Raw genomic sequence first — 26,309 nt, 5'->3', positions numbered from 1 at the left:
CCGTGGAGGCACGTGATGGCTGGCCGTTGGATCGAGCAGTGGGATCCGGAGGACGAGACCTTCTGGCGGGAGAAGGGCGAGCGGATCGCCCGCCGCAACCTCTGGTTCTCCGTCCTGTCCGAGCACATCGGGTTCTCCGTCTGGACCCTGTGGTCGGTGATGGTCCTGTTCATGGGGCCCGAGTACGGCGTCGACCCCGCCGGGAAGTTCTTCCTGATCTCCACCGCCACCCTGGTCGGCGCCCTGGTCCGAGTGCCGTACACCTTCGCCGTCGCGCGTTTCGGCGGCCGGAACTGGACCGTGTTCAGCGCCCTCACCCTGCTGCTGCCCACGGTCGCCGCGCTGGTGGTGATGGAGCCGGGTACCTCGTACACCACCTTCCTGATCGTCTCCGCGCTCACCGGCATCGGCGGCGGCAACTTCGCCTCCTCGATGACCAACATCAACGCCTTCTTCCCGCTGCGCCACAAGGGCTGGGCGCTCGGGCTCAACGCCGGCGGCGGCAACCTCGGGGTGCCCGTGGTGCAGCTCGCCGGGCTGCTGGTGATCGGGACGGCCGGGGCCGCCCACCCGCGGATCGTGCTCGCCGCGTACATCCCGCTGATCCTGGTGGCCGCGGTGTGCGCCGCGCTCTTCATGGACAACCTGGCGCCCGTGCGCAACGACACCGGGGCCGCGAAGGAGGCCGTGCGCGACGGACACACCTGGATCATGGCGGTGCTCTACATCGGCACCTTCGGCTCCTTCATCGGCTACAGCTTCGCCTTCGGGCTCGTCCTGCAGACCCAGTTCGGGCGCACCCCGCTCCAGGCCGCCTCGCTGACCTTCGTCGGCCCGCTGCTGGGCTCGCTGATCCGGCCCGTCGGCGGCCGGCTCGCCGACCGGTACGGCGGCGCCCGCATCACCCTGGCGAACTTCGCCGCGATGGCCGCCGCGACCGGCGTCGTCGTCTACGCCTCGGGCATCGCGTCGCTCCCCGTCTTCCTCGTCGGCTTCACCGCCCTGTTCGCCCTCAGCGGCCTCGGCAACGGCTCGACGTACAAGATGATCCCGGGCGTCTTCCACGCCAAGGCGATCGCCCGGGGGCTGCGCGGCGAGGAGGCCGCGGCCCGGGGGCGGCGGGTGTCCGGGGCGGCGATGGGACTCATCGGCGCGGTCGGCGCGCTCGGCGGACTCGCCATCAACCTGGCCTTCCGCCAGTCCTTCCAGAGCGCGGGCACCGGAACGGCGGCCTTCTGGTCCTTCCTCGCCTTCTACGGGGTGTGCTCGCTGCTCACCTGGGCGGTATACCTTCGCCGCGCCCGGACCGCACCCGCCACGCCCCGGCTCGGCTACGCCGAGGTCTGAGACCACGGCACGATGTCAGGTGACGTAACGGGCGGGAAATACGGGTGAACCGAGCCTGTCACGCTTCGTTGGCAGGCTCGGACCTCCGCATCATCGAGCAGCAGCGGGACGAGAGCCGGGTAGGGCACATGCACGACGAGGAACAGCACGGGCCCCTGGAGGGCTTCACGGTCGGGGTCACCGCCGCACGCCGGGCGGACGAACTCGGCACGCTGCTGCGGCGGCGCGGCGCCACCGTGGTGCACGCGCCCGCCCTGCGGATCGTGCCTCTGGCCGACGACAGCGAACTGCTCGCCACCACCAAGGACCTCATCGGCACCGTCCCCGACGTGGTCGTCGCCACCACGGCGATCGGCTTCCGGGGCTGGGTGGAGGCCGCCGACGGCTGGGGCGTGGGGGAGCGGCTGCTGGACACCCTGCGCGGGGTCGAACTCCTGGCCCGCGGCCCCAAGGTCAAGGGCGCGGTGCGGGCCGCCGGGCTCACCGAGACCTGGTCGCCGGCGTCCGAGTCCATGGCCGAGGTGCTGGAACGCCTCCTGGAGGAGGGGGTGGAGGGCCGCCGCATCGCCCTCCAGCTGCACGGGGAACCGCTCCCCGGCTTCGTGGAGTCCCTGCGCGCGGCGGGCGCCGAGGTCGTCGGCGTCCCCGTCTACCGCTGGATGCCGCCCGAGGACATCGCCCCGCTGGACCGGCTCATCGACGTCACCGTCGCCCGCGGTCTGGACGCGCTCACCTTCACCAGCGCCCCGGCGGCGGTCTCCCTGCTGCGCCGGGCCGAGGAGCGCGGCCTGCTGAACGAGCTGATGGACGCCCTCCAGGGGGACATCCTCTCCGCCTGCGTGGGCCCGGTGACCGCACTGCCGCTCCAGGCCCGCGGCATCGACACCGCCCAGCCCGAGCGCTTCCGGCTGGGCCCGCTCGTCCAGCTGATCTGCCGTGAACTGCCCGCCCGCGCACGGATCCTGCCGGTCGCCGGGCACCGGGTCGAGATCCGCGGCCACGCCGTTCTGGTCGACGACGAACTGCGCGCCGTCCCGCCCGCCGGCATGGCCCTGCTGCACGCCCTGGCCCGCCGGCCCGGCTGGGTGGTGGCCCGCGCCGAACTGCTGCGGGCCCTGCCCGGCAGCGGTACGGACGAGCACGCGGTGGAGACCGCGATGGCCCGGCTGCGGACCGCGCTCGGCGCCCCCCGGCTGATCCAGACCGTCGTCAAACGGGGCTACCGGCTGGCGCTGGACCCGGCGGCGGACGCCAAGTACGCGGACTCCTGAGCCCGCCCGGCCGGCGTACGGGGGTGGCGGGCGATGACGTACGCGGCCCGCAGCAGCAGGGCGAGCGCGGCGGTGCACAGGACCGCCCGCACGGCGTTCCAGACCACCCAGGTGTCCTCGAACCGCTCCCGGACGGCCGCCGGGTCCGCGATCCTCGCCGGGTCCCCGGCGTCCGCGAGGGTGTTGTTCAGCGGGACGTTGATCCCGCAGGTGAACAGGAACGCCAGCGCGTAGACCGCCAGCGCGGCGAAGAGCCAGCCGCGCGGGCCGGGGGAGCGGCGCCACTGCCAGGCGGCCGCCGCGGTGAGGAACAGCGCACCGAGGAAGCCGGCGAAGAAGACCGGGTTCTCGATCACGTCGTTGATGTTCTGCATCACCTCGACGAACGTCCGGTCGCCGCTGCGGCCGAGCGCGGGCATCACCGCGCAGGAGAAGACGTAGAAGGTCCCGGCCATCAGCCCGGTGGTGACGGCGGCGCCGCCGAGGACGAGGTGGTGGAGTGCGGTGGTCGGCCGTCCGGCCCGGTTCTCTGTCATGCCCCCAGTCAAGCCAACGGGCCCGCGCCGTCCCATCGTTGAGACGCGCAGGTGCCTACGCGGGCGTCCACGCGCCGTCCCGCAGCCGCGCGTGGCGGTGGCCCTCGTCCGGCCACGGCGGGTACGGGGGCACCACCTCCACCAGTGCGTACCCGGCCTTGTGCGCCACCCGGCAGGACGCCTCGTTCGTCACCTGGTGCAGCAGCTCCAGCCGGACGAGCCCGTCGTCGGCGAACGCCGTGAACGCCCAGTCCCCGAGCGCGTCCACCGCCCGGGGTGCCAGGGAACGCCCCCGGGCCCGCGCCGCCGTCCAGTACCCCACCTCGCCCGAGGGCGCCCCCGGCGCGGCGCGCATCATCACCACATTGCCGACCGGCTCGTCCCCGAACTCCTCGTCCAGCACCGCGAAGGCGAACCGCCGCCCCGCCGCCCGGTCCTCCATCTGCCGGTGCAGCCAGCGCTCCGCCGCCGCCGCGTCCTCCACCGGGGAACGGGCCGCGGCCCGGATCGCCGGATCGCGGTACGCCTCGATCACCGTCGTGAGATCGGCCGGGGTCCAGGGGCGGAGCGTCAGGGAACCGGCCAGGATCCGGGTCTCGTGCGCGGGATCGCTCATCGGCTCATCGTACGAGGCGAGTTGACCGGAACGGACCCGGGGCGTCGGGGGTTCCGGCCAAAGGCCCCAGGGGGCACTCTGGGGGGAACGGCGGCCGGACCGAGGCGGTGGCACGCGCATGGGAACGCGCAAGGGCTCGCGCGACTGGCGGTTCGACTCCGGGCGGCTCTGCCTCGACCTGGTCGCGACCGGGGCCGACGCACGCGGCGCGGGCGATCCGCTGGACCGGGCCGACCTCCTCGCGGACTGGCTCACGGCCGCCGGGGCCGTACCGCGCGGAACCCGGCTCACCGGCGTCGACGGCCACTGGCTGACCCGTTTCCGGGAGCTGCGGACCGCCGTGGACCGGCTGCTGACCGCCCAGCTCGGCGGCCGGGGCGCGGACGGCGCCCTGGAGCGCGTCAACGCGCTCGCCGCGGGCGCCCCGCCGGGGCTGTGCGCCGTGCGCGCCCGCAACGGCGCGCTGGTGCGGGGGCTGAGCACGGAACCCGACTGCGCGGCGCTGCTGGCGGCCGTGGCGCGGGACGCGGTGGAACTGCTCACCGACCCGGCCGCCCTGGCCGGACTGCGCCGCTGCGAGGGCGACGACTGCCGCCGCGTCTACCTGGACACCTCGCGCGGCCGGCGCCGCCGCTGGTGCTCCAGCGAGGTCTGCGGAAACCGCGAACGCGTCGCCCGGCACCGCAGACGCCACGCCGCCGGCCCCGGCCCGTGACATTCCCGCGCATCCCCCGCAACGCAATCGATATCGCGCCACGCGAGATCACGGCCCGCGGCGGATGCGCGGACGTTCCCCTTCGCATAAGGTTGACGGCTGCCCAATGCACGTCAGAAGGGGGCCTCGGTGGCCGCGCAGGATGCCGCTGTCGATTCGTTGCGGGACCGGGAGATCGGTGTCGAGCAGGAACATCTCGACCGGGTGTACCACCGTCTCGAGGAGAAGATCCACGAGGCGGAATTTCTCATGGACGACGCCGTCAAGCGCGGCCAGGTCGGCACGCCCGGGGCGCTCGCCGAGCGCGACGCCCAGGTGTTCCGGGCCGGGATCCACCTCAACCGGCTGAACAGCGAGTTCGAGGACTTCCTCTTCGGGAGGATCGACCTGCTGCTCGGCAAGGACGGGGAGCGCGGCCCGGACGGCGCCTACACGTCCGTCGAACCGGCCGACGACGCCGTCCGCGAGGACGGCACCGCCGATATCGCCGAGACGCTGCACATCGGCCGGATCGGGGTCCTGGACGCCGACTACACGCCGCTGGTCATCGACTGGCGGGCGCCCGCCGCCGCGCCGTTCTACCGTTCGACGCCCAAGGACCCGGGCCGGGTCGTGCGCCGCCGGGTCGTCCGCTCCAAGGGCCGCCGGGTCCTCGGCGTCGAGGACGACCTGATGCGGCCCGAGCTGACCGCGTACCTGGACGGCCGGACGCTGCCCGTGGTCGGTGACGGCGCGCTGATGGCCGCGCTGGGACAGGCCCGCAGCCACACCATGCGGGACATCGTCTCCTCCATCCAGGCCGAGCAGGACCTGGTGATCCGGGCCCCCGCCGCCTCCGTCACCGAGGTCTCCGGCGGCCCCGGCACCGGCAAGACCGCCGTCGCCCTGCACCGCGCCGCCTACCTCCTCTACCAGGACCGGCGGCGGTACGCGGGCGGCATCCTCGTCGTCTCGCCGACGCCCCTGCTCGTCGCGTACACCGAAGGCGTGCTGCCCTCGCTCGGCGAGGAGGGCCAGGTCGCCATCCGCGCGGTCGGCTCGCTCTCCGACGAGGCGGCGGGGCCCGAGGGCGCCACCGTCTACGACGAGCCCGCCGTGGCCCGGATCAAGGGCTCCTCCCGGATGCTCGCCGTGCTGCGCAAGGCGGCCCGGGGAGCCCTGGAGCAGCCGGCCCCCCGGTCCTCCGGCCAGGAGCAGGGACAGCTCTCGTTCGGGGAGGAGGAGGCGCCGCGCCCGGCGGGCACGCCCACCCGGCTGCGGGTGGTCGCCTTCGGCGCCCGCGTCGAGCTCCAGGAGGACGAGCTGCGTCGCATCCGCAACAACGTCCTGTCCGGCACGGCCCCCGTCAACCTGCTGCGCCCGCGCGCCCGCAGACTGCTGCTCGACGCGCTGTGGAACCGCTCCTCGGGCCGGGGCCGCTACACCGATCCGGAGCTGGCGGCCGAACTGCGGTCCTCGTTCGACGAGGACGTGTCCACGGAGACGCCGTTCATCGAGTTCCTGAACGCCTGGTGGCCCGAGCTGGTGCCGCGCCGGGTGCTGGCCGCGATGGCGGACGAGAAGCGCCTCGCCCGGTGGGCCCGGCGCACGCTCAACCAGGGGGAGGTGCGCCGGCTCGCGCGCTCCTTGAGGCGGCTGGACGCCGAGGGGCGCGGTCCGGTGTCCGTGCACGACGTGGCGCTGCTGGACGAGCTCCAGACGCTGCTCGGCACCCCGCACCGGCCCAAGCGCAAGCGCGAGGCCGATCCGCTGGACCAGCTCACCGGTCTGGAGGAGCTGATGCCGCGGCGCGAGGAGACCCAGTGGGAGCGGGCCGAGCGGCTCGCGGCCGAGCGCACGGAGTACGCGCATGTGATCGTCGACGAGGCGCAGGACCTGACGCCCATGCAGTGGCGGATGGTGGGGCGCCGGGGCCGGCACGCCACCTGGACGATCGTGGGCGATCCGGCCCAGTCCTCCTGGTCGGACCCGGACGAGGCGGCGGCGGCCCGTGACGAGGCGCTGGGCAGCCGTCCGCGCCGCAACTTCACCCTGACCGTGAACTACCGCAACCCGGCCGAGATCGCGGAGCTGGCCGCCAGGGTGCTGGCGCTGGCGATGCCCGGAATGGAGTCCCCGGCGGCGGTCCGTTCCACCGGGGTGGTGCCGCGCTTCGCGACGGCGGTGGGCGAGGACCTGGGCGGGGTGGTGCGCGCGGAGGCGCGGCGGCTGCTCGGCGAGGTGGACGGCACGGTCGGCGTCGTCGTGGCGATGAACCGGCGCGCGCAGGCGCGCGGCTGGCTGGCGGAGCTGGGCGACCGGGTGGTCGCGCTGGGCAGTCTGGAGGCCAAGGGTCTGGAGTACGACGCCACGGTGGTCGTCTCGCCCGCGGAGATCGCGGACGAGTCCCCGGCCGGACTGCGGGTCCTGTACGTGGCCCTGACCCGGGCGACGCAGCAGCTCACGGTGGTGTCGGGGGAGCGGGACCTGCCCGACGGGGACGGTGTGCCGGACCTCCTGAGGGACTGAGGACCCGCCCGGCGGACCGGTGCCGGGCGGGTCCCGGCATACCCGGGCGCGGGGCGGGGAAGGCTACCTGCGGTCAACACGCGCTTCGGGAATCACTTCTCCGGGGTGTTTGTTAGCCTGGAGTCGGCACCGGCTCGATCCAAGCCCCCGGGCCCAACCTTCGTCGCTTCGAGCGACCACTTGCCGCGAGGCGAGCATGGCGGGTCGGTGCCGCTCAAACCGCATAGACAGACTCGCGTCACCCTCCGGTGGCGCGGGTCTGTTTCCGTTTACGGGCCCGGCGTGGGCGCGGTGGGCCCGCCGGGGGTTCCCCGCCGCCCTCGTATCTCGTATGGTGGAAGACTGTTTCCGAAGACCGGCAGTCATTAACGGCTACTCGTCGGTAGGTGCGAATATCGGAAGGCGTGTCCGGGGCGACAGTTCCGGCCGTATAGCAACGAAGCTAGGGAAAGCGAAGGACTCGGCCATGGCAACGGCGCCCAGCGTCTCGTACTCGATGACGGTCAGGCTGGAGGTGCCCGCGAGCGGCACATCGGTCTCCCAGCTCACCACGGCCGTGGAGTCCTCCGGCGGTTCGGTCACCGGCCTCGACGTGACCGCCTCCGGCCACGAGAAGCTGCGCATCGACGTCACGATCGCCGCCACCTCCACCGCCCACGCCGACGAGATCGTCGAGGGGCTGCGCGGGATCGAGGGCGTCGTCCTCGGCAAGGTCTCCGACCGTACGTTCCTGATGCACCTCGGCGGCAAGATCGAGATGGCGTCCAAGCACCCCATCCGCAACCGTGACGACCTCTCGATGATCTACACCCCCGGAGTGGCCCGGGTCTGCATGGCGATCGCCGAGAACCCCGAGGACGCCCGCCGCCTCACCATCAAGCGCAACTCCGTCGCAGTCGTGACGGACGGCTCCGCGGTGCTCGGCCTCGGCAACATCGGCCCCAAGGCCGCCCTCCCGGTCATGGAGGGCAAGGCGGCCCTCTTCAAGCGCTTCGCCGGCATCGACGCCTGGCCGCTCTGCCTGGACACCCAGGACACCGACGCCATCGTCGAGATCGTCAAGGCGATCGCCCCCGGCTTCGCCGGTATCAACCTGGAGGACATCTCCGCGCCGCGCTGCTTCGAGATCGAGGCCCGGCTGCGCGAGGCCCTGGACATCCCCGTCTTCCACGACGACCAGCACGGCACCGCCATCGTCGTGCTCGCCGCGCTCACCAACGCGCTGCGCGTGGTGGGCAAGGGGATCGGGGACGTACGGGTCGTCATGTCCGGCGCCGGAGCCGCCGGTACGGCCATCCTCAAGCTGCTCATCGCCGCGGGCGTCAAGCACGCGGTCGTCGCCGACATCCACGGAGTGGTGCACTCCGGCCGCGAGGACCTGGTCTCCGCCGACGCCGACTCGCCGCTGCGCTGGATCGCCGACAACACCAACCCCGAATCGGTCACCGGCACCCTCAAGCAGGCCGTGGTGGGCGCCGACGTCTTCATCGGCGTCTCGGCCCCCAACGTGCTCGGCGCGGAGGACGTCGCGGCCATGGCCGAGGGCGCGATCGTGTTCGCGCTCGCGAACCCGGACCCCGAGGTCGACCCGGCGATCGCCCGCCGGACCGCCGCGGTGGTCGCCACCGGTCGCTCGGACTTCCCCAACCAGATCAACAACGTGCTGGTCTTCCCGGGTGTCTTCCGCGGTCTGCTCGACGCCCAGTCCCGGACCGTCAACACGGAGATGATGCTCGCCGCCGCGCGTGCACTCGCCGGAGTGGTCGCCGAGGACGAGGTCAACGCGAACTACATCATCCCCTCGGTCTTCAACGACAAGGTCGCCGGAGCGGTCGCGGGCGCGGTGCGGGACGCGGCGAAGGCCGCGGGTGCCGCTGTGACGGGGCCCACGTCCGCCTGACGTACGGCGCGTCGCGTGTCGCGGCGCCCCAAACGCCCCTTTAGGGTGGGCGGGCGACGCGTCCCGCAGAGCCCCGCATGACAGGTGCGGACCGCTTTCGGGGAGTCGACGGAACGTCACCATGACGAGGCGATGGTGGTTTTCGGGCGGCTCCTGAGGGTGCCGGATTGGCTTTCCCGCCGCAGGTGGGGGCAGGATGCTTTCCCAAGGCTTCGTCCGGGGGAGACCCCACGGGGCGCGAAGGTCTGAAAAAACGGACCCGGGTCCGGGGACTGTCCGAGGGCCCTGGCAGCATCGGCTTGGATCTCACGCCTCACAGGCAAGAAGAACACGGGAGTAACAACATGAACCGCAGTGAGCTGGTGGCCGCCCTGGCCGACCGCGCCGAGGTGACTCGCAAGGACGCCGACGCCGTGCTGGCCGCGCTCGCCGAGACCGTCGGTGAGGTCGTCGCCAAGGGCGACGAGAAGGTCACCATCCCCGGTTTCCTGACCTTCGAGCGCACCCACCGTGCCGCTCGCACCGCTCGTAACCCGCAGACCGGCGACCCGATCAACATCCCGGCCGGCTACAGCGTGAAGGTCTCCGCGGGCTCCAAGCTCAAGGAAGCCGCCAAGGGGAAGTAACACCCCCTGAGCAGGACGAAGGGCGGTCACCCCGACCAGGGTGACCGCCCTTCGGCGTTCGGCCCGCACAGGCCTTTCCAGGCCCGTGCGCGGCCGGTGCTCAGACCAGCGAGCCGCCCGGCAGCTCGACCTTCGCCCCGAGCTTCTCCAGCTTCTCCATGAAGTTCTCGTAGCCGCGGTTGATCAGGTCGATCCCGTGCACCCGGGAGGTCCCCTGCGCCGCCAGGGCCGCGATCAGGTACGAGAAGCCGCCGCGCAGGTCCGGGATGACCAGGTCCGCGCCCTGGAGCTTCGTCGGCCCGGAGACGACCGCGGAGTGCAGGAAGTTGCGCTGGCCGAAGCGGCAGTCCGAGCCGCCCAGGCACTCGCGGTAGAGCTGGATGTGCGCGCCCATCTGGTTGAGCGCCGAGGTGAAGCCGAGCCGCGACTCGTACACCGTCTCGTGCACGATCGAGAGGCCCGCGGCCTGCGTCAGCGCCACCACCAGCGGCTGCTGCCAGTCGGTCTGGAAGCCGGGGTGCACGTCCGTCTCCAGCGCGATGGCGTTGAGCGCGCCGCCCGGGTGCCAGAAGCGGATGCCCTCGTCGTCGATCTCGAAGGCCCCGCCCACCTTCCGGTAGGTGTTCAGGAACGTCATCATCGAGCGCTGCTGGGCGCCGCGGACGTAGATGTTGCCCTCGGTCGCCAGGGCGGCCGAGGCCCAGGAGGCGGCCTCCAGGCGGTCCGGGAGGGCCCGGTGCGTATAGCCGTCGAGCCGGTCCACACCGGTGATGCGGATGGTCCGGTCGGTGTCCATGGAGATGATCGCGCCCATTTTCTGCAGCACGCAGATCAGGTCCTCGATCTCGGGCTCCACGGCCGCGTTGGACAGCTCGGTGACGCCCTCGGCGAGCACCGCGGTCAGCAGCACCTGCTCGGTGGAGCCGACCGAGGGGTACGGCAGCCGGATCTTGGTGCCGCGCAGCCGCTGCGGGGCCTCCAGGTACTGTCCGTCGGCCCGCTTCTCGATCGTCGCGCCGAAGCGCCGCAGCACGTCGAAGTGGAAGTCGATCGGCCGGCCGCCGATGTCGCAGCCGCCGAGGCCGGGGATGAAGGCGTGGCCCAGCCGGTGCAGCAGCGGGCCGCAGAAGAGGATCGGGATGCGCGAGGAGCCCGCGTGGGCGTCGATGTCGGCGACGTTGGCGCTCTCGACGTGAGTGGGGTCGAGGACCAGCTCGCCGGGTTCGTCGCCCGGACGGACCGTCACGCCGTGCAGCTGGAGCAGCCCCCGGACCACCCGCACGTCGCGGATGTCGGGCACGTTGCGCAGCCGGCTGGGCCCGCTGCCCAGCAGCGCGGCGACCATTGCCTTCGGCACCAGGTTCTTGGCGCCTCGGACGCGGATCTCGCCCTCCAGCGGGGTTCCGCCGTGGACAAGCAGGACATCGTCTGTGCCGGTCATGAATCTCGCGTTCCGGAGTGGTCGGGCAGGGGGGCCAACCGAAAGGGTAATGGCCCCCCACCCCCCTTCCGTAAGGGAACGGGGGGTGCACGAACGTCATGAATCCGCCACAACACGCTGTGCTCTCCCGATCTTGCGGAGGGTCACCGTCCGGATCGGCGGCCCGGCCGTGCGCTCCTCGTGCCCCCGTGCGCCCTGAGCTGCGCTCGGGCACGGAGTGCGACCGGGGGGCTACTTGGCCCCCGCGGAGGCCGAAGATGCGGGATCATTTCTGCCATGACGGAGGTGTCCTCGCTCACAGGGCGACTGCTCGTGGCCACACCCGCCCTCGCCGACCCGAATTTCGACCGTGCGGTGGTGCTCCTCCTCGACCACGACGAGGAGGGCTCGCTCGGTGTGGTGCTGAACCGGCCGACCCCGGTCGGCGTCGTCGACATCCTCGCCTCCTGGGCCGGGCTCACCGGTGAGCCGGAGGTCGTCTTCCAGGGCGGGCCGGTCTCGCTGGACTCCGCGCTGGGCGTCGCGGTGATCCCCGGCGACGAGGGCCCGCTGGGCTGGCGCCGGGTCCACGGGGCGATCGGCCTGGTCGACCTGGAGGCCCCGCCGGAGCTGCTGGCGGCGGCCCTCGGCTCGCTGCGGATCTTCGCGGGCTACGCGGGCTGGGGGCCCGGCCAGTTGGAGTCGGAACTGTCCGAGGGCGCCTGGTACGTCGTGGAGTCCGAACCGGGCGACGTCTCCTCGCCCCGTCCGGAGAGCCTCTGGCGGGCGGTCCTGCGCCGTCAGCGCAGCGAACTGGCCATGATCGCCACGTATCCGGACGACCCTTCGCTGAACTGATGGCCGGGCTTTCAGTACGCTTGGCGTTTATGAGCACTCTTGAGCCCGAGCGCGGGGCAGGTACCGGAACCCTCGTGGAGCCGACGCCGCAGGTGTCGAACGGCGACGGCGACCACGAGCGCTACGCCCATTACGTCCAGAAGGACAAGATCATGGCGAGTGCCCTGGAGGGCACCCCCGTGGTGGCACTGTGCGGCAAGGTCTGGGTACCGGGGCGCGACCCCAAGAAGTACCCGGTGTGTCCCATGTGCAAGGAGATCTACGAGTCCATGGGCGCCGGCGGCGACAAGGACAAGGGCAAGGGCGGCAAGGACAAGTAGCCCGGCCGCACCAACGAACCCCCCGGGAGGCCCCCGGGGCACGCGACGACGTGCCCCGGGGGCCTCTTCGTGTCGCGGGCCGCCCGGGTCACGAAGTGGTCGAGACCACTTGTCCCCCTGGTGGTCCGGACCTAGTCTCCTGCCTGTTGTGCAGAACGAAACATGCGTTGCACATGCTGCAACGCCTACCGGTAGGGGTTCCGGATGAAGATTTCTGCCCGAACGGCCGCCCCGGTCGCGGCCCTCGTCCTGGCGGGGCTCACCGCCACCGCCTGCGCGCCGCAGACCTCCGACAACAGCGCGGACAAGGACGAGAAGTCCGGCACACTGCGTGTCTGGCTCTTCCAGGAGGTCGGCAACAAGCCCAAGGAGAAGGTCGTCGACGCCGCCGTCGACGCCTTCGGGAAGAAGCACGAGGGCACGAAGGTCGAGATCGAGTACATCCCGGTCGAGACCCGCGCCCAGCGCGTCAAGGCCGCGTTCAACGACCCCAAGAGCGCCCCCGACCTCATCGAGTACGGCAACACCGACACCGCCGGCTACGTCAAGGACGGCGGACTGGCCGACGTCAGCACCGAGTTCGCCGCCTGGGACGAGGCCAAGGACACCGACCCGGCCGCCAAGCAGTCCGTCACCGTCGACGGGAAGGTCTACGGCGCCCCGCTCTTCGTCGGCGTCCGCGCCCTCTACTACCGCACCGACGTCTTCGCCGACCTGGGCATACAGCCGCCGAAGTCCCAGGCCGAACTCGTCTCCACCGCCAGGAAGATCCACAAGAAGAAGCCCGGCCTCTACGGTCTCGCGGTCGGCGGCGCCTACACCTACGGCGCGATGCCCTTCATCTGGGCCCACGGCGGCGAACTCGCCGACGCGAGCGGCAGCACGTACAAGGCCGCCATCAACAGCGAGAAGGCCCGCAAGGGCATCGAGGCCTACACCTCGCTCTTCGGCGACACCAACTGCCCCGCCGCCAAGTGCGCGGCCATGGGCGGCAACGCGACCGTCACGGCCTTCGCCTCCGGAAAGGCCGCCATGGCCATCGGCGGCGACTTCAGCCACGCCGCCGTCGAGGCCGGAAGCGTCAAGGGGAAGTACGCCGTCGTCCCGCTGCCCGGCGTGACGGAGGGCTCCATCGCCCCGGCCTTCGCGGGCGGCAACAACATCGGCGTCCTGAAGAGCTCCGCCCACCGCACGCTCGCCGTCGGCCTGATGAAGGAACTGACCGGCAAGGCCACCCAGGCGAAGATGTTCGACGCGATGGGCTTCCTGCCCACGTACAAGGACGTCCGGGACGACGCGGCCAAGCGCGAGCCGTTCGTCGCACCGTTCGTCGAGACGCTCGGCGCCGGCGCCAGGTTCGTCCCCGCCTCACCGGCCTGGGGGCAGATCGACTCCTCGCTGATCCTGCCGACGATGTTCCAGGAGATCGTCAGCGGCCGCAAGGACGTCGCCGCCGCCTCCGACGCCGCCGCGAAGAAGATGGACGCGGCGTTCGCCGACGCGGGCTGACGATGACGGCGAACAGCACGGCGTACCAGGCGCCCCCCGCGACCGGCCCGGACGGCCCCCCTCCGCGCCCGCGCCGGCGCCGCCCGGCCTCCCCGGCCGGGCGGCCGGGGTGGACCCCCTGGCTCTATCTGCTGCCCGCGCTCGCCCTGCTGGGCGCGCTGCTGGTCTACCCCATCTACCAACTCGGCCTGATCTCCGTCCTGGAGTACACCCAGGCCCAGGTCAGCGGCGGCGAACCGGCCACCTTCCAGGGGCTGGGCAACTACGCGGAACTCTTCGGCGACAGCCAGTTCTGGCAGGTGCTCCTCGCCACCGTGGTCTTCGCCGCCGCCTGCGTGCTGGCCACCCTGCTCACCGGCTGCGCCCTGGCCGTCCTGCTGACCCGGGTGCGGGCGGTGCCCCGGCTCGCCCTCACCCTGGCCGCGCTCGGCGCCTGGGCGACCCCCGCGATCACCGGTTCCACCGTCTGGGTGTTCCTCTTCGACGCGGACTTCGGCCCCGTCAACCGCGTCCTCGGACTCGGCGACCACTCCTGGACGTACGGGCGCTACAGCGCCTTCGCGCTGGTGCTCCTCGAAGTGCTGTGGTGCTCGTTCCCGTTCGTGATGGTGACCGTGTACGCGGGCATCCGGGCGATCCCCTCCGAGGTGCTGGAGGCGGCCGCGCTGGACGGGGCCTCGCAGTGGCGGATCTGGCGCTCGGTCATGGCCCCGATGCTGCGGCCGATCCTGGTCGTCGTCACCATCCAGTCGGTGATCTGGGACTTCAAGGTCTTCACCCAGATCTACGTGATGACGAACGGCGGCGGCATCGCCGGCCAGAACCTGGTGCTCAACGTGTACGCGTACCAGAAGGCGTTCGCGTCCTCGCAGTACTCCCTCGGCTCGGCGATCGGCGTCGTGATGCTGGTGATCCTGCTGGCCGTCACGCTGGTGTACCTGCGCCTGATGCGGCGTCAGGGGGAGGCACTGTGAAGCTGCCCGAAGCCCTGCGGGTGCGCAGGCCCGGCCGGCTGGCCGCCGAGGCCGCCGCGCTCCTGATCGCCGCCCTCGTCGCCTTCCCGCTCTACTGGATGGTGCTCTCGGCCCTCAAACCGGCCGGCGAGGTCCAGTCCGCCCACCCCAGGCCGTGGACGCTCTCCCCGTCCCTGGACTCCTTCCGCCGGGTCTTCCAGCAGGAGGAGTTCGGCCGCTACTTCGTCAACAGCCTGATCGTCGCCGGCACGGTCGTCGTCGCCTCCGCGGTGATCGCCTTCCTCGCGGCGACGGCGGTGACCCGGTTCCGGTTCCGCTTCCGGACCACGCTGCTCATCATGTTCCTGATCGCGCAGATGGTGCCGGTCGAGGCGCTGACCATCCCGCTGTTCTTCCTGATGCGGGACCTCGGCCAGCTGAACACCCTCGGCTCGCTGATCCTGCCGCATCTGGCCCTCTCGCTGCCCTTCGCGATCTGGATGCTGCGCGGCTTCGTCGCGGCCGTCCCGGAGGCGCTGGAGGAGGCGGCGTACATCGACGGGGCGAGCCGCACCCGCTTCCTGTGGCAGATCCTCTTCCCCCTGGTTCTGCCCGGACTGGTGGCGACGAGCGTCTTCTCGTTCATCTCCACCTGGAACGACTTCCTCTTCGCGAAGTCGTTCATCATCAGCGACACCTCACGGTCGACGTTGCCGATGGCGTTGCTGGTCTTCTTCAAACCCGATGAGAACGACTGGGGCGGGATCATGGCAGCCTCGACGGTGATGACCGTCCCCGTGCTGGTCTTCTTCGTACTCGTACAGCGACGCCTGGTCTCCGGACTGGGCGGAGCGGTTAAGGACTGACATGGTGCATCCGATCCCGGCGCCCCTGAGCGCCGCCTACCCCGCCGGCACGGCCGGATTCGTCCTGGACCGGGACACCGTGCTCGACGCGCCGGAGGGCACCGGGGGCGTCGCCTCGCTGCTGCGCTCCACCATCGGCGCGGCCACCGGGCTGCCCCTCGCCCCCGGTGCCTCCGGCCCCGCCGTCCGGCTCCGCCTCGACGCGGACACCGCCGATGCCCTGGGCGAGGAGGGCTACCGGCTCGCGGCGGACCCGGACGGCGTCACGCTGACCGCCGCCGCCCCCGCCGGGCTGCACTGGGGCGTCCAGACGCTCCGCCAGCTGCTCGGCCCGGACGCCTTCCGACGCGCACCGGTGGACCCGGACCGGGTCTGGACCGTCCCGGCCTGCACGATCGAGGACCGCCCCCGCTTCGGCTGGCGCGGCCTCATGCTGGACGTGGCCCGGCACTTCATGCCCAAGGCCGATGTCCTGCGCTACCTCGACCTGATGGCCGCCCACAAGCTCAACGTCTTCCACTTCCACCTCAGCGACGACCAGGGCTGGCGCGTCGAGATCAAGCGCCACCCCCGGCTGACCGAGGTCGGCGCCTGGCGGGCCCGTACCAAGTACGGCCACCGCGCCTCCGAGCTGTGGGACGAGACGCCGTACGGCGGCTTCTACACCCAGGACGACATCCGCGAGATCGTCGCCTACGCCGCCGCCCGGCACATCCGGGTGGTGCCCGAGATCGACATCCCGGGCCACTCGCAGGCCGCCATCACCGCCTACCCGGAGCTGGGCAACACCGATGTGGTCGACACCTCGGCGCTGACCGTCTGGGACGACTGGGGCGTCACTCCGAACGTGCTCGCCCCCACGGACACCGTCCTGCGCTTCTACGAGGGCGTCTTCGAGGAACTGCTGGAGCTGTTCCCGGCGGACGTCTCGCCGTTCGTCCACGTCGGCGGCGACGAATGCCCCAAGGACCAGTGGAAGCAGTCCCCGACCGCGCAGGCACGCATCGAGGAGCTCGGCCTCGCCGACGAGAACGAGCTCCAGTCCTGGATCATCCGGCACTTCGACGCCTGGCTGACCGCGCGCGGCCGCCGCCTCATCGGCTGGGACGAGATCCTGGAGGGCGGTCTCGCCGAGGGCGCCGCCGTCTCCTCGTGGCGCGGCTACCGGGGCGGGGTCGCCGCCGCGGAGGCCGGGCACGACGTGGTGATGTGCCCGGAGCAGCAGGTCTATCTGGACCACCGTCAGCACGGCGGCCCCGACGAGCCGATGCCCATCGGCTACGTCCGCACGCTGGAGGACGTCTACCGCTTCGAACCGGTTCCGCCGACGCTGTCGCCCGAGGCGGCCCGGCACGTCCTGGGCACCCAGGCCAATGTGTGGACCGAGGTCATGCAGAACCGCTCCCGCGTCGACTACCAGGTCTTCCCGCGCCTGGCGGCCTTCGCCGAGGTGGCCTGGTCGGCCCTGCCGGCCCCGGACGAACGGGACTTCGCGGAGTTCGAGCGCCGGATGGCCGGGCATTATGCGCGCCTGGACGCGCTGGGGGTCGAGTACCGGCCGCCGGCCGGGCCGCTGCCGTGGCAGAAGCGCCCCGGGATCCTCGGCCGCCCGATCGAGGGAGCACCCCCGAACGTGTGAGTCCGCCCGCCCTCCGGTTGCCGCCGTCCCCGTCCCCGCGACGGGGGCGGCGGTGCCGTTTCCGGCGTGACCGCCGCCCGTGCGGGCCCCGCGCACCGGTCGGCACATGTCCCCGTATAAGTCGTACAAGACCGCCCAGGAGTGGCAATTCACCATCTGCTCCGAATCTGGGTGAAAGCGGACCATCCCCCTGGTCAGGGACGGATGCTCCCTTCGTGGACCCTCGCGTCGGCCCGGTCCGAAGATGTGCCAGAGTTGCCACGTCCGGGCTTCGAGCACGTACCGTACGGCGAAACAGGCGGGACAGCCGGGACACCGGGAAGGGGCAGCTGGGTTGACCATGCACGCACCGCAGGCGACGCAGTCCGTCATGCTGCCTGCCTCGCTGGACGAGGCCGTGGCGGCCCTCGGCGCCATGCCCATGGCCGTCCCCGTGGCAGGCGGAACGGACCTGATGGCCGCCGTCAACAAGGGGCTCCTGCGCCCCTCCGGGCTCGTCGGCCTCGGCCGGATCAGCGAGCTGCGCGGCTGGCACTACCAGGACGGCCACGCCCTGCTGGGCGCCGGTCTCACCCACGCACGCATGGGACGGCCCGATTTCGCCGCCCTCATCCCCGCGCTCGCCGCCTCCGCGCGCGCCGCGGGCCCCCCGCAGATCCGCAACGCCGGCACGCTCGGCGGCAACATCGCCACCGCGGCCCCGACCGGCGACGCCCTGCCCGTGCTGGCCGCCCTGGAGGCCGAGCTGGTCATCGCCGGCCCCGGCGGCGCCCGCCGCGAGATCCCGGTCTCCCATCTGCTCGCCGGCCGCGAGATGCTCCAGCCCGCCGAGCTGATCGGCTTCGTCCGGGTGCCGCTCCTGCACGCCCCGCAGGTCTTCCTCAAGGCCACCGGCCGCACCGGCCCCGGCCGCGCCACCGCCTCCGTCGCGATCGTCCTCGACCCGGCCCGGCGCGGGGTGCGCTGCGCGGTCGGCGCCATCGCGCCGATGCCGCTGCGCCCGCTGGAGGCGGAACGCTGGATCGCCTCGCTGATCGACTGGGACGGCGAACGGGCCCTGGCCGCCGACGCGCTGGCCGCCTTCGGCGAGTACGTCGCCGCGGCCTGCATCCCGGACCAGGCGCCGCCCGCCGACGGGGGAGAGGCACCACCCCTGCCCCCGGCCGTACTGCACCTGCGGCGCACCGTCGCCGCACTGGCCCGACGCGCGCTGGGGAGGGCACTGTCGTGAGCAACGAGGACCGCGCCGCACAGGGGCACGGGGGCTGGGAGCCGACCGCGCACGGCGAGTACGACGCCGACGCGACCGCGTTCGTCCAGCTGCCGCCCGAGGACCTGGCGAACATCCCGCTGGCCGCGCCCGGCCAGGGCTATGTGCCTCCGATGATCCTGCCGCTGACCCCCGCGCCCGGCGTCGACCCGGCCACCGGCGGCTGGCCCGCCCCGCAGCCGGAGCCCGGCACGGAGCCCGCGCCCGCCCCGGTGCACTGGCCGGACCCGAACCAGCAGAACCGGCAGCAGCCCGCGTACGGCTACCCGCAGCCCGCGCAGGAGCCCGAGCGGTACGCCGACGACCCCGGCGCCACCGCCCACTGGAACTTCGCCGAGGCCGGCGGACCGGCCGAACCCGCCGGCCACACCGGCCAGTGGACGATCCCGGTCGCGAACGGGGACCTCCCCGAGGAGTCCGGGGAGTTCTCGGCCTCCGCGCTGGCCGCCGACTGGTACGCGGACCGCACCCCGCCGGCCACCCTGCCCGGCGGCGCCCCCGCCCCGTGGGCCACGCAGCCCGAACCGGAACCGGAGCCCGCGCACGCCCCGGCCGACGACCCCGCCGCCGAGGCGGAGTCCGCCCCCGCCGAGGCGGACGGCCTCCCGGCGGACGGCCCGGAACCGGAGCAGACGCCCGAGCCCGCCGAGTCCGCCGCCGCCTCCGGTGGGCACGCGCCCGCCGACGAGGAGCCCCCCGTACCGGAGCAGTCACGGGCCGAGGACACGGAGCGGACCCCCGAAGGGCCCGTACCCGCCCCGGAGACGGACCCCGCGCCCGAGACGGACACCGCCGCCGACGCGACCGCCCTTCCGGAGACCGACGGGGCCCCGGCACCGCAGGACGCGCCCGGAGCGGACGCCCCCCTCGCCGCGTCCCCCGATCTGCCCAGCGAGCACCCGGCCGTCTCCTACGTCCTCCACGTCAACGGCGCCGACCGGCCGGTCACCGACGCCTGGATCGGCGAGTCGCTGCTCTACGTGCTGCGCGAGCGCCTTGGCCTCGCTGGGGCGAAGGACGGCTGCTCCCAGGGCGAGTGCGGGGCCTGCAACGTCCAGGTCGACGGGCGCCTCGTCGCCTCCTGCCTGGTCCCCGCGGCCACCGCCGAGGGCAGCGAGGTCCGCACCGTCGAGGGCCTCGCCGTCGACGGCGAACCCTCCGACGTCCAGCGGGCGCTGGCCGCGTGCGGGGCCGTCCAGTGCGGCTTCTGCATCCCGGGCATGGCCATGACTGTCCACGACCTGCTGGAGGGCAACCACGCCCCCAGCGAGCTGGAGACCCGCCAGGCGCTCTGCGGCAACCTCTGCCGCTGCTCCGGCTACCGGGGCGTCCTCGACGCCGTCAACGAGGTCATCGCCGGCCGCGAGGCCGCGGCCGAGGCGGCCGCCGCACAGGAGGCCGCCGGTCAGGACGAGGCCCGCATCCCGCACCAGGCGCCCCCCGGCGCGGGTAGTGTGCAGGCCCATCTCCAGGACGGAGGCATGGCGTGAGCAACGACGCGGCCACCGCGGCGGGCGCGACCCACACGGCGATCAGCATCCCGGCACTGGACGGTGCCGGAAGCCCGGCCCCCGAACGCCCCCGGCTCGGCATCGGCGCCTCGCTGCCGCACGCCGACGCCCGCCCCAAGACCGAGGGCACCTTCCCGTACGCCGCCGATCTGTGGGCCGAGGGACTGCTCTGGGCGGCCGTGCTGCGCTCCCCGCACCCGCACGCCCGCATCCTGTCCGTCGACACCTCCGGCGCCCTGCGGATGCCCGGGGTGCGCGCCGTCGTCACGCACGAGGACGTCCCCGGCGACGGCTCCTACGGGCGCCGCGTCGCCGACCGCCCGGTCTTCGCCTCCGACCTCGTCCGCCACCACGGCGAGCCGATCGCCGCGGTCGCCGCCGACCACCCCGACACCGCCCGGCTGGCCGCCGCCGCGATCGCCGTCGAGTACGAGGTGCTGGAACCGGTCACCGACCCGGAGAAGGCGTTCGCCGCCGAGCCGCTGCACCCCGACGGCAATCTGATCCGCCACATCCCGCTGCGCTACGGCGATCCGGAGGCCACCGGCGAGGTCGTCGTCGAGGGGCTGTACCGGATCGGCCGCCAGGACCCCGCGCCCATCGGCGCCGAGGCCGGGCTCGCCGTGCCCCGCCCCGACGGCGGCGTGGAGATCTACACCGCCTCCACCGACCCGCACACCGACCGGGACCTGGCCGCCGCCTGCTTCGGCCTCGAACCGGACCGGGTGAAGATCGTCGTCACCGGGGTGCCCGGCGCGACCGGCGACCGCGAGGACCCCGGCTTCCAGCTCCCGCTCGGCCTGCTCGCCCTGCGCACCGGCTGCCCGGTCAAACTGGCCGCCACCCGCGAGGAGTCCTTCCTCGGCCACGCCCACCGCCACCCCACCCTGCTGCGCTACCGCCACCACGCGGACGCCGAGGGCCGGCTCGTCAAGGTCGAGGCCCAGATCCTGCTGGACGCGGGCGCCTACGCGGACGCCTCCTCGGAGTCCCTGGCCGCCGCCGTCGCCTTCGCCTGCGGTCCGTACGTCGTCCCGCACGCCTTCATCGAGGGCTGGGCCGTCCGGACGAACAACCCGCCCTCCGGCCATGTCCGGGGCGAGGGCGCGATGCAGGTCTGCGCCGCCTACGAGGGCCAGATGGACAAGCTGGCGGCCAAGCTGGGCATCGACCCGGCCGAGCTGAGGCTGCGCAACGTCCTGGCCACCGGCGACATCCTGCCCACCGGCCAGACGGTCACCTGCCCGGCCCCCGTCGCCGAACTGCTGCGCGCCGTGAGCGAGGCCCCGCTGCCCGCGCTCCCCAAGGACTCCCCGGAGGACGACTGGCTGCTGCCCGGCGGACCCGAGGGCGCGGGCGAACCCGGCGCCGTGCGGCGCGGCGTCGGCTACGCGCTGGGCATGGTCCACATGCTCGGGGCCGAGGGCGCCGACGAGGTCTCCACCGCCACGGTCCGGGTCCACGACGGCGTCGCCACGGTCATCTGCGCCGCCGTCGAGACCGGACAGGGCTTCTCCACCCTGGCCCGCCAGGTGGTCCAGGAGACCCTGGGCATCGAGGAGGTGCACGTCGCCTCCGTCGACACCGACCAGCCCCCGGCCGGCCCGGCGACGCACGGCCGCCACACCTGGGTCTCCGCCGGTGCGGTCGAACGCGCCGCGAAGATGGTCCGCACCCAGCTGCTCCAGCCGCTGGCCCACAAGTTCGGCATGTCCACCGAACTGCTCCAGATCGCCGACGGCAAGATCACCTCGTACGACGGGGTGCTCTCCACCACCGTCACCGAGGCGATGGACGGCAAGGAGCTCTGGGCCACCGCCCAGTGCCGCCCGCACCCCACCGAACCGCTGGACGAGTCCGGCCAGGGCGACGCCTTCGTCGGCCTGGCGTTCTGCGCGGTCCGCGCGGTCGTGGACGTCGACGTCGAGATCGGCTCCGTCCGGGTCGTCGAGATGGCCCTGGCCCAGGACGTCGGGAGGATCCTCAACCCCGCCCAGCTGGCCGCCCGCATCGAGGCCGGCGTCACCCAGGGCATCGGCGCGGCACTGACGGAGAACCTGCGCACCGCCCGCGGCCTGGTCCGCCACCCGGACCTGACGGGCTACGCGCTGCCGACCTCCCTGGACGTCCCCGAGATCCGCATCGTCAAGCTGGTCGAGGAACGCGACGTGGTCGCCCCCTTCGGCGCCAAACCCGCCTCCGCCGTCCCCGTCGTCACCTCGCCCGCTGCGGTCGCGGCGGCCGTCCGCGCCGCCACCGGCCGCCCGGTCAACCGCCTCCCGATCCGCCCGCAGGCGGCGGTCGCGACGCCCAAGGCCTGACGTTCCCCGTCATCGCCGCACCGTCGCCCGTGCGGCGATGATGGGAGCATGCACATCCGCGCAACGGAGGGTCCGGGCCAGGGGGCGACCCTGGCCCAGCTCCTCGCCCTGATCGCCCCGGGCACGCTCGACGTCGTCGCGGCCCCGCTCACCACCGCCGTGCCCGCCCTGGACGTGGTGCTGCACGACGCCGGGGAGGACCGGGACGAGGACTCCTGGGCGGCCACCGGACTGGTCCTGCTGGCCGTGGGCGTCGAGGCCGGGTCGCCGGAAGCCGCCGACGTACTGCGCGCCGCGGACCGGGCGGGGGCGGCGGCCGTGGTCGTGCGGCGCGGCGGCCGGGGGCCCCGGGCCTCGCTCGTGGAGGCGGCGGAGCGGGGGCGCACCGCCCTGCTGACCCTGCGGCCCGGACAGGGCTGGACCGAACTGCTCGGCCAGTTGCGGACGGCCCTGGTGCACAGCCTCCCGGACCGCTCCGGCGACGCGGCCGGGGTGGCCGGACTGCGGCTGGGCGATCTGCCGGGCCTGGCCAACACCGTGGCCGACCTCGTCGGGGGAGCGATCACGATCGAGGACCCGCAGTCCCGCGTGCTGGCGTACTCGCGCATGGACCACGAACCCGACCCGATGCGCCGGCTGACGATCCTCGGCCAGGAGGTGCCCCGCTGGCGGGTCGTCGAACTCCGCGAGAGCGGCTTCTTCCGGACCCTGTGGAACACCGACGACGTGGTGCGCCTGCCCGCCGACGACCGCTACGCCGAACGGCTGGCGGTCGCGGTGCGGCACGGCTCCGAGGTTCTCGGCTCGATCTGGGCCGCCGCCGACGGACGGCCGCTGGCCGGGGACGCGGCGGCCGCCCTGCGCACGGCCGCGCGCGCCGCCGTCCCCCATCTGTCGCACCACCGGACCTGGGGCCGGGCCGCGGCCCGCGCACGCGAGGAGACCGTGCACGCGCTGCTGGCCGGCAGCACCCGTGCGGCCCACGACGCCGGGATCGTCCGGGGCCGGCCGTACGCGGTGATGGTCGCGGAGGCCCACCCCGGGCCGCCGGGGGAGGAGACGGTCCCCGAGGCCCCGGGGGACCGGGTGCTCGACGTGCTCGCGCTCCAGGCCGCCGCCTACCGCCCCGGCTGTGTGACCGCCCGCTCGGGACGGCGGCTGTACGTGCTGGTGCCGGCCGCGGACGGCGAGGCGGACCCCGCGCGCACGCTGCTGGCGACGGCCCGTTCGGTGCCGCGCGGAGCGGTCCTCGCCGGGGCCGGACCGGTGGTGGCGGACGTGGCGGGCCTGCCCGGCTCCCGCGAGGCGGCGGAGCTGGTGGTGCGGGTCCTGCGGGATCGGGCCGGGCGCCGTCCGGGGACCGGATCGGCGGTGGCCTCGTACGAGGAGGTGGCGGCCGAGGCGACGGTGCTGCGGCTGCTCGACCGGGTGGAGCCGCTGTGGGCACGGGTGGAGGGGCCGGTGCACGCGATGCTGGCGCACGACGCGGCGCACGGCTCGTCGTTCGGCGAGTCCGTCGCGGCCTATCTCGACGCCTTCGGTGACACGGCCGGGGCCGCCCGGCGGCTCACCGTGCACCCCAACACCCTGCGGTACCGGCTGCGCCGGGCGCGCGAGCTGTTCGGCGTGGACCTGTCCGACCCGGCCGTACGGCTCCTGGCCGACCTGGGCCTGCGCCTGGCCCGCCGCCCGACCGAATCCTGATCACTTGGTTGTCCAACGGCACAAAGGAATCCTCCGGGCCTGGTCGTGGCCGACGAAGACAGGCCGGGCCTTCCGCACCGAAGCTGAGCACATCCCCCCGCCGCCGGACGCACGGCGGTGCAGGAGCGGCCCCGGTACTCAGGAGTGTGGTTCAGGTGTCTTCCCCTTCGGTCTCCCCGCGCGAGCGCGCCCGTGACGCGGCCCTCGCCCGCGCGGTCGGGGAGGGACTGCTCGGTCCCGGCGCGCCCCTCGTCGGACTGCTCGACGTCGACGGCGTCCTGGCGGCCGTCGACGCGCTGAACGAGGCGTTCGAGGGGCCGGCCACCGTCCAGCACACCTTCGCCGCCAAGGCCTGCGGACTGGTGCCGGTCCTGCGGCTGCTCGCCGAGGCCGGCATGGGCTGCGAGGTGGCCTCGCCCGGCGAACTGGAGCAGGCGCTGGCGGCCGGCTTCACCCCGGACCGGCTGGTCTTCGACAGCCCCGCGAAGACCGTCGAGGAGCTGGAGTTCGCCCTGGAGCACGGCATCGCGATCAACCTGGACAACTTCCAGGAGCTGGAGCGCGTCGACCGCCTGCTCGCCGGCCGCGAACCGTCCGGCCCCATCGGACTGCGCGTCAACCCCCAGGTCGGCGCGGGTGCCATCGGGGCGATGAGCACGGCCACGGCGACGAGCAAGTTCGGCGTCGCGCTGCGCGACCCCGGGGCCGAGGACGCCGTGATCGACGCCTTCGTACGGCACCGGTGGCTCAACCGGCTGCACGCCCACGTCGGCTCGCAGGGCTGCCCGCTCCCGCTGATCGCCCAGGGCATCGGCGCCGCGTACGACCTCGCCGAGCGCGTCAACGGACGGCTGGGGCACGCCCGGATCACCGGCCTGGACATCGGCGGCGGCCTGCCGGTCAACTTCACCGACGACGACGACCGCCCCACCTACGCCGACTACGTCGCCGCGCTGCGCGCCGCCGTCCCCGGGCTCTTCGACGGCCGCTACACCCTCGTCACCGAGTTCGGCCGCTCCCTGCTCGCGAAGAGCGGCACCATCGGCTCGGTCGTGGAGTACACCAAGTCCGCCGGCGGCCGGCGGATCGCCGTCACCCACGCGGGGGCCCAGGTGGCCACCCGTACCGTGTTCATGCCCGAGTCCTGGCCCCTGCGCGTCGGCGTCCTCGACGGAGCGGGCCGCCCCAAGGAGGGCCCCACCGAGGTCGTCGACATCGCGGGCCCCTGCTGCTTCGCCGGGGACCTCACCGCGACCGCCCGCGAACTCCCGGTGATCGAGCCCGGAGACGTGGTGGCGCTGTACGACACCGGGGCGTACTACTTCTCGTCGCACTTCTCCTACAATTCCCTGCCCAGGCCCGCTGTGTACGGCTATCGCACGAATGCGGCCGGACAGGTCCGGCTCGCCCTGATCCGCGAGGCCCAGAGCGTGCGCGAGGTCGTCGAGGAGAGCGGCCTGGCCCACGCCGACGCCCTGGTGGCCCTGTGCGCGGACGGCCCGGAGCACGGAACGACGAAGGAGGTGGCGGAGTGACACGTGTCCTCATATCCGCCGACATGGAAGGGGCGACGGGAACGGTCTCGCCGGCCGACGTCGCCGCGGGAACCCCGCGCTACGAGCGGTTCCGCCGGCTGCTCACCCAGGACGTGAACGCCGCCGTCGCCGGGTTCGCCGAGGCGGGCGCCGACGAGATCGTCGTCAACGACGCCCACTGCGGCATGGACAACGTCCTCATCGAGGAACTCGACCCGCGCGCGGTGCTGATCGTCGGCCGGCAGAAGCCGCTCGGCATGCTGGAGGGCCTGGAGGAGGGCATCGACGCGGTGGCGTTCGTCGGCTACCACACCGGCGCCGGCGACGAGGGCGTCCTCGCCCACACCTACCTCTCGCACAGCATCACCGGCGTCCGCATCGACGGCGAACCCGTCAGCGAGGGCGCGTTCAACGCCCTGGTCGCCGCCGAGGCCGGCGTCCCGGTCGTCCTCGTCACCGGCGACGACCTCACCTGCCGCGAGGCCGCGGCCTACGCGCCCGGCTGCCGGACCGTCGCCGTCAAGCGTGCGATCTCCCGGCACGCCGCCGTCTGCCGCACCCCGGCCGTCACGGCGGCCGACATCCGCCGCGAGGCCGCCGCCGCGCTCGCGGCGCCCCCGCCCCGCCCCATCCGGCGCCCCGCGCCGCACGTGGTGGAGACCGACGTGGACAGTCCCCACCTCGCGGACCGCGCGTGCGCCCTGTCCGGAGTCGAACGGTCCGGCCCCCGCACCGTCCGCGTCACCACCCCCGACGCCCTCACGGCCCTGCGCCGCTTCCGCGCCCTCAGCTGGGTGATCGGCGGCGGTCGCGAGGGCGACTGGACCTGAGCCGGACCCCTCCAGGCGGCCCGCACCCCCTTCCGGGCCGCCGCCCTCCCGACG

Annotated in this window: 21 protein-coding genes; 18 read left to right on the top strand and 3 right to left on the bottom strand. The window is 73.4% G+C overall.

The window, feature by feature from the left end:
- The first annotated feature begins 15 nt into the window (after positions 1 to 15).
- The gene (locus ACFVDM_RS19430) at positions 16 to 1,347 is read left to right on the top strand and encodes a nitrate/nitrite transporter (RefSeq protein WP_383640940.1); all 1,332 of its coding nucleotides are present in this window, start codon (positions 16 to 18) and stop codon (positions 1,345 to 1,347) included.
- Positions 1,348 to 1,475: 128 nt separating this feature from the next.
- The gene (locus tag ACFVDM_RS19425) at positions 1,476 to 2,618 is read left to right on the top strand and encodes a uroporphyrinogen-III synthase (RefSeq protein WP_383640937.1); all 1,143 of its coding nucleotides are present in this window, start codon (positions 1,476 to 1,478) and stop codon (positions 2,616 to 2,618) included.
- Here the strand turns inward: ACFVDM_RS19425 and ACFVDM_RS19420 are convergent.
- Both ACFVDM_RS19420 and ACFVDM_RS19415 read right to left on the bottom strand, forming a co-directional pair.
- Positions 2,567 to 3,154, bottom strand: coding sequence for a DUF1772 domain-containing protein (locus ACFVDM_RS19420; RefSeq protein WP_383640934.1), 588 nt, complete (start codon positions 3,152 to 3,154; stop codon positions 2,567 to 2,569). The genes ACFVDM_RS19425 and ACFVDM_RS19420 overlap by 52 nt on opposite strands.
- Before the next feature lie 55 nt (positions 3,155 to 3,209).
- Positions 3,210 to 3,770 carry a GNAT family N-acetyltransferase gene (locus tag ACFVDM_RS19415; protein ID WP_383640931.1) on the bottom strand — a complete coding sequence of 187 codons (561 nt, stop codon included), beginning with the start codon at positions 3,768 to 3,770 and terminating at the stop codon, positions 3,210 to 3,212.
- Positions 3,771 to 3,888: 118 nt separating this feature from the next.
- Here ACFVDM_RS19415 and ACFVDM_RS19410 point away from each other — a divergent pair, with 118 nt between their 5' ends.
- The 4 genes from ACFVDM_RS19410 (at position 3,889) to ACFVDM_RS19395 (ending at position 9,519) form a co-directional block, all read left to right on the top strand.
- Complete coding sequence (locus ACFVDM_RS19410) at positions 3,889 to 4,485, top strand: CGNR zinc finger domain-containing protein (RefSeq protein ID WP_383640928.1); 597 nt, start codon at positions 3,889 to 3,891, stop codon at positions 4,483 to 4,485.
- A gap of 129 nt (positions 4,486 to 4,614) precedes the next feature.
- Positions 4,615 to 6,993, top strand: coding sequence for a HelD family protein (locus ACFVDM_RS19405; RefSeq protein WP_383640925.1), 2,379 nt, complete (start codon positions 4,615 to 4,617; stop codon positions 6,991 to 6,993).
- Positions 6,994 to 7,459: 466 nt separating this feature from the next.
- The gene (locus tag ACFVDM_RS19400) at positions 7,460 to 8,893 is read left to right on the top strand and encodes an NAD-dependent malic enzyme (RefSeq protein ID WP_383640922.1); all 1,434 of its coding nucleotides are present in this window, start codon (positions 7,460 to 7,462) and stop codon (positions 8,891 to 8,893) included.
- Between the two features lie 344 nt (positions 8,894 to 9,237).
- Positions 9,238 to 9,519, top strand: a complete 282-nt coding sequence (locus tag ACFVDM_RS19395) for an HU family DNA-binding protein (protein ID WP_017237029.1) — start codon at positions 9,238 to 9,240, stop codon at positions 9,517 to 9,519.
- Between the two features lie 100 nt (positions 9,520 to 9,619).
- Here ACFVDM_RS19395 and murA read toward each other — a convergent pair whose 3' ends face one another.
- The gene (gene murA / locus ACFVDM_RS19390; protein ID WP_383640919.1) at positions 9,620 to 10,960 is read right to left on the bottom strand and encodes a UDP-N-acetylglucosamine 1-carboxyvinyltransferase; all 1,341 of its coding nucleotides are present in this window, start codon (positions 10,958 to 10,960) and stop codon (positions 9,620 to 9,622) included.
- A 276-nt stretch (positions 10,961 to 11,236) separates the two neighbouring features.
- Between murA and ACFVDM_RS19385 the strand changes: the two genes are divergently transcribed.
- The 12 genes from ACFVDM_RS19385 (at position 11,237) to ACFVDM_RS19330 (ending at position 26,255) form a co-directional block, all read left to right on the top strand.
- Positions 11,237 to 11,797 carry a YqgE/AlgH family protein gene (locus ACFVDM_RS19385; RefSeq protein WP_383640916.1) on the top strand — a complete coding sequence of 187 codons (561 nt, stop codon included), beginning with the start codon at positions 11,237 to 11,239 and terminating at the stop codon, positions 11,795 to 11,797.
- A gap of 29 nt (positions 11,798 to 11,826) precedes the next feature.
- Positions 11,827 to 12,117, top strand: a complete 291-nt coding sequence (locus ACFVDM_RS19380) for a DUF3039 domain-containing protein (RefSeq protein WP_352126806.1) — start codon at positions 11,827 to 11,829, stop codon at positions 12,115 to 12,117.
- A gap of 204 nt (positions 12,118 to 12,321) precedes the next feature.
- Entirely contained in the window at positions 12,322 to 13,626 is a 1,305-nt protein-coding gene (locus ACFVDM_RS19375) for an extracellular solute-binding protein (protein ID WP_383640912.1), read from the top strand.
- 2 nt (positions 13,627 to 13,628) lie between these two features.
- Positions 13,629 to 14,600: a carbohydrate ABC transporter permease gene (locus ACFVDM_RS19370; RefSeq protein WP_383640909.1), complete on the top strand. Its 972-nt coding sequence runs from the start codon at positions 13,629 to 13,631 to the stop codon at positions 14,598 to 14,600.
- Positions 14,597 to 15,445 (top strand): carbohydrate ABC transporter permease, encoded by an 849-nt coding sequence (locus ACFVDM_RS19365; protein WP_383640906.1) that lies wholly within the window; start codon positions 14,597 to 14,599, stop codon positions 15,443 to 15,445. The genes ACFVDM_RS19370 and ACFVDM_RS19365 overlap by 4 nt, the downstream gene beginning before the upstream one ends.
- Position 15,446: 1 nt before the next feature.
- On the top strand, positions 15,447 to 17,084 hold the full coding sequence (locus ACFVDM_RS19360) for a beta-N-acetylhexosaminidase (protein ID WP_383640903.1): 1,638 nt from the start codon (positions 15,447 to 15,449) through the stop codon (positions 17,082 to 17,084).
- Positions 17,085 to 17,418: 334 nt separating this feature from the next.
- The gene (locus ACFVDM_RS19355; protein ID WP_383640900.1) at positions 17,419 to 18,315 is read left to right on the top strand and encodes an FAD binding domain-containing protein; all 897 of its coding nucleotides are present in this window, start codon (positions 17,419 to 17,421) and stop codon (positions 18,313 to 18,315) included.
- On the top strand, positions 18,312 to 19,844 hold the full coding sequence (locus ACFVDM_RS19350; RefSeq protein ID WP_383640897.1) for a 2Fe-2S iron-sulfur cluster-binding protein: 1,533 nt from the start codon (positions 18,312 to 18,314) through the stop codon (positions 19,842 to 19,844). The genes ACFVDM_RS19355 and ACFVDM_RS19350 overlap by 4 nt, the downstream gene beginning before the upstream one ends.
- Positions 19,841 to 22,186: a xanthine dehydrogenase family protein molybdopterin-binding subunit gene (locus ACFVDM_RS19345; protein WP_383640894.1), complete on the top strand. Its 2,346-nt coding sequence runs from the start codon at positions 19,841 to 19,843 to the stop codon at positions 22,184 to 22,186. Before ACFVDM_RS19350 ends, ACFVDM_RS19345 begins: the two co-directional genes overlap by 4 nt.
- A 48-nt stretch (positions 22,187 to 22,234) precedes the next feature.
- Positions 22,235 to 23,890 carry a PucR family transcriptional regulator gene (locus ACFVDM_RS19340; protein ID WP_383640891.1) on the top strand — a complete coding sequence of 552 codons (1,656 nt, stop codon included), beginning with the start codon at positions 22,235 to 22,237 and terminating at the stop codon, positions 23,888 to 23,890.
- A 155-nt stretch (positions 23,891 to 24,045) separates the two neighbouring features.
- A complete protein-coding gene (locus ACFVDM_RS19335) occupies positions 24,046 to 25,425 on the top strand; it encodes a diaminopimelate decarboxylase (RefSeq protein WP_383640888.1) in 1,380 nt (459 codons plus the stop codon).
- Positions 25,422 to 26,255, top strand: coding sequence for a M55 family metallopeptidase (locus ACFVDM_RS19330; protein ID WP_383640885.1), 834 nt, complete (start codon positions 25,422 to 25,424; stop codon positions 26,253 to 26,255). Before ACFVDM_RS19335 ends, ACFVDM_RS19330 begins: the two co-directional genes overlap by 4 nt.
- Positions 26,256 to 26,309: the final 54 nt, after the last annotated feature.

This window comes from Streptomyces sp. NPDC057682 (assembly GCF_042799575.1).
Classification (GTDB): domain Bacteria; phylum Actinomycetota; class Actinomycetes; order Streptomycetales; family Streptomycetaceae; genus Streptomyces.
Note: the sequence above shows the minus strand (reverse complement) of the source record. Positions and strands in the feature narration are given on the sequence as shown.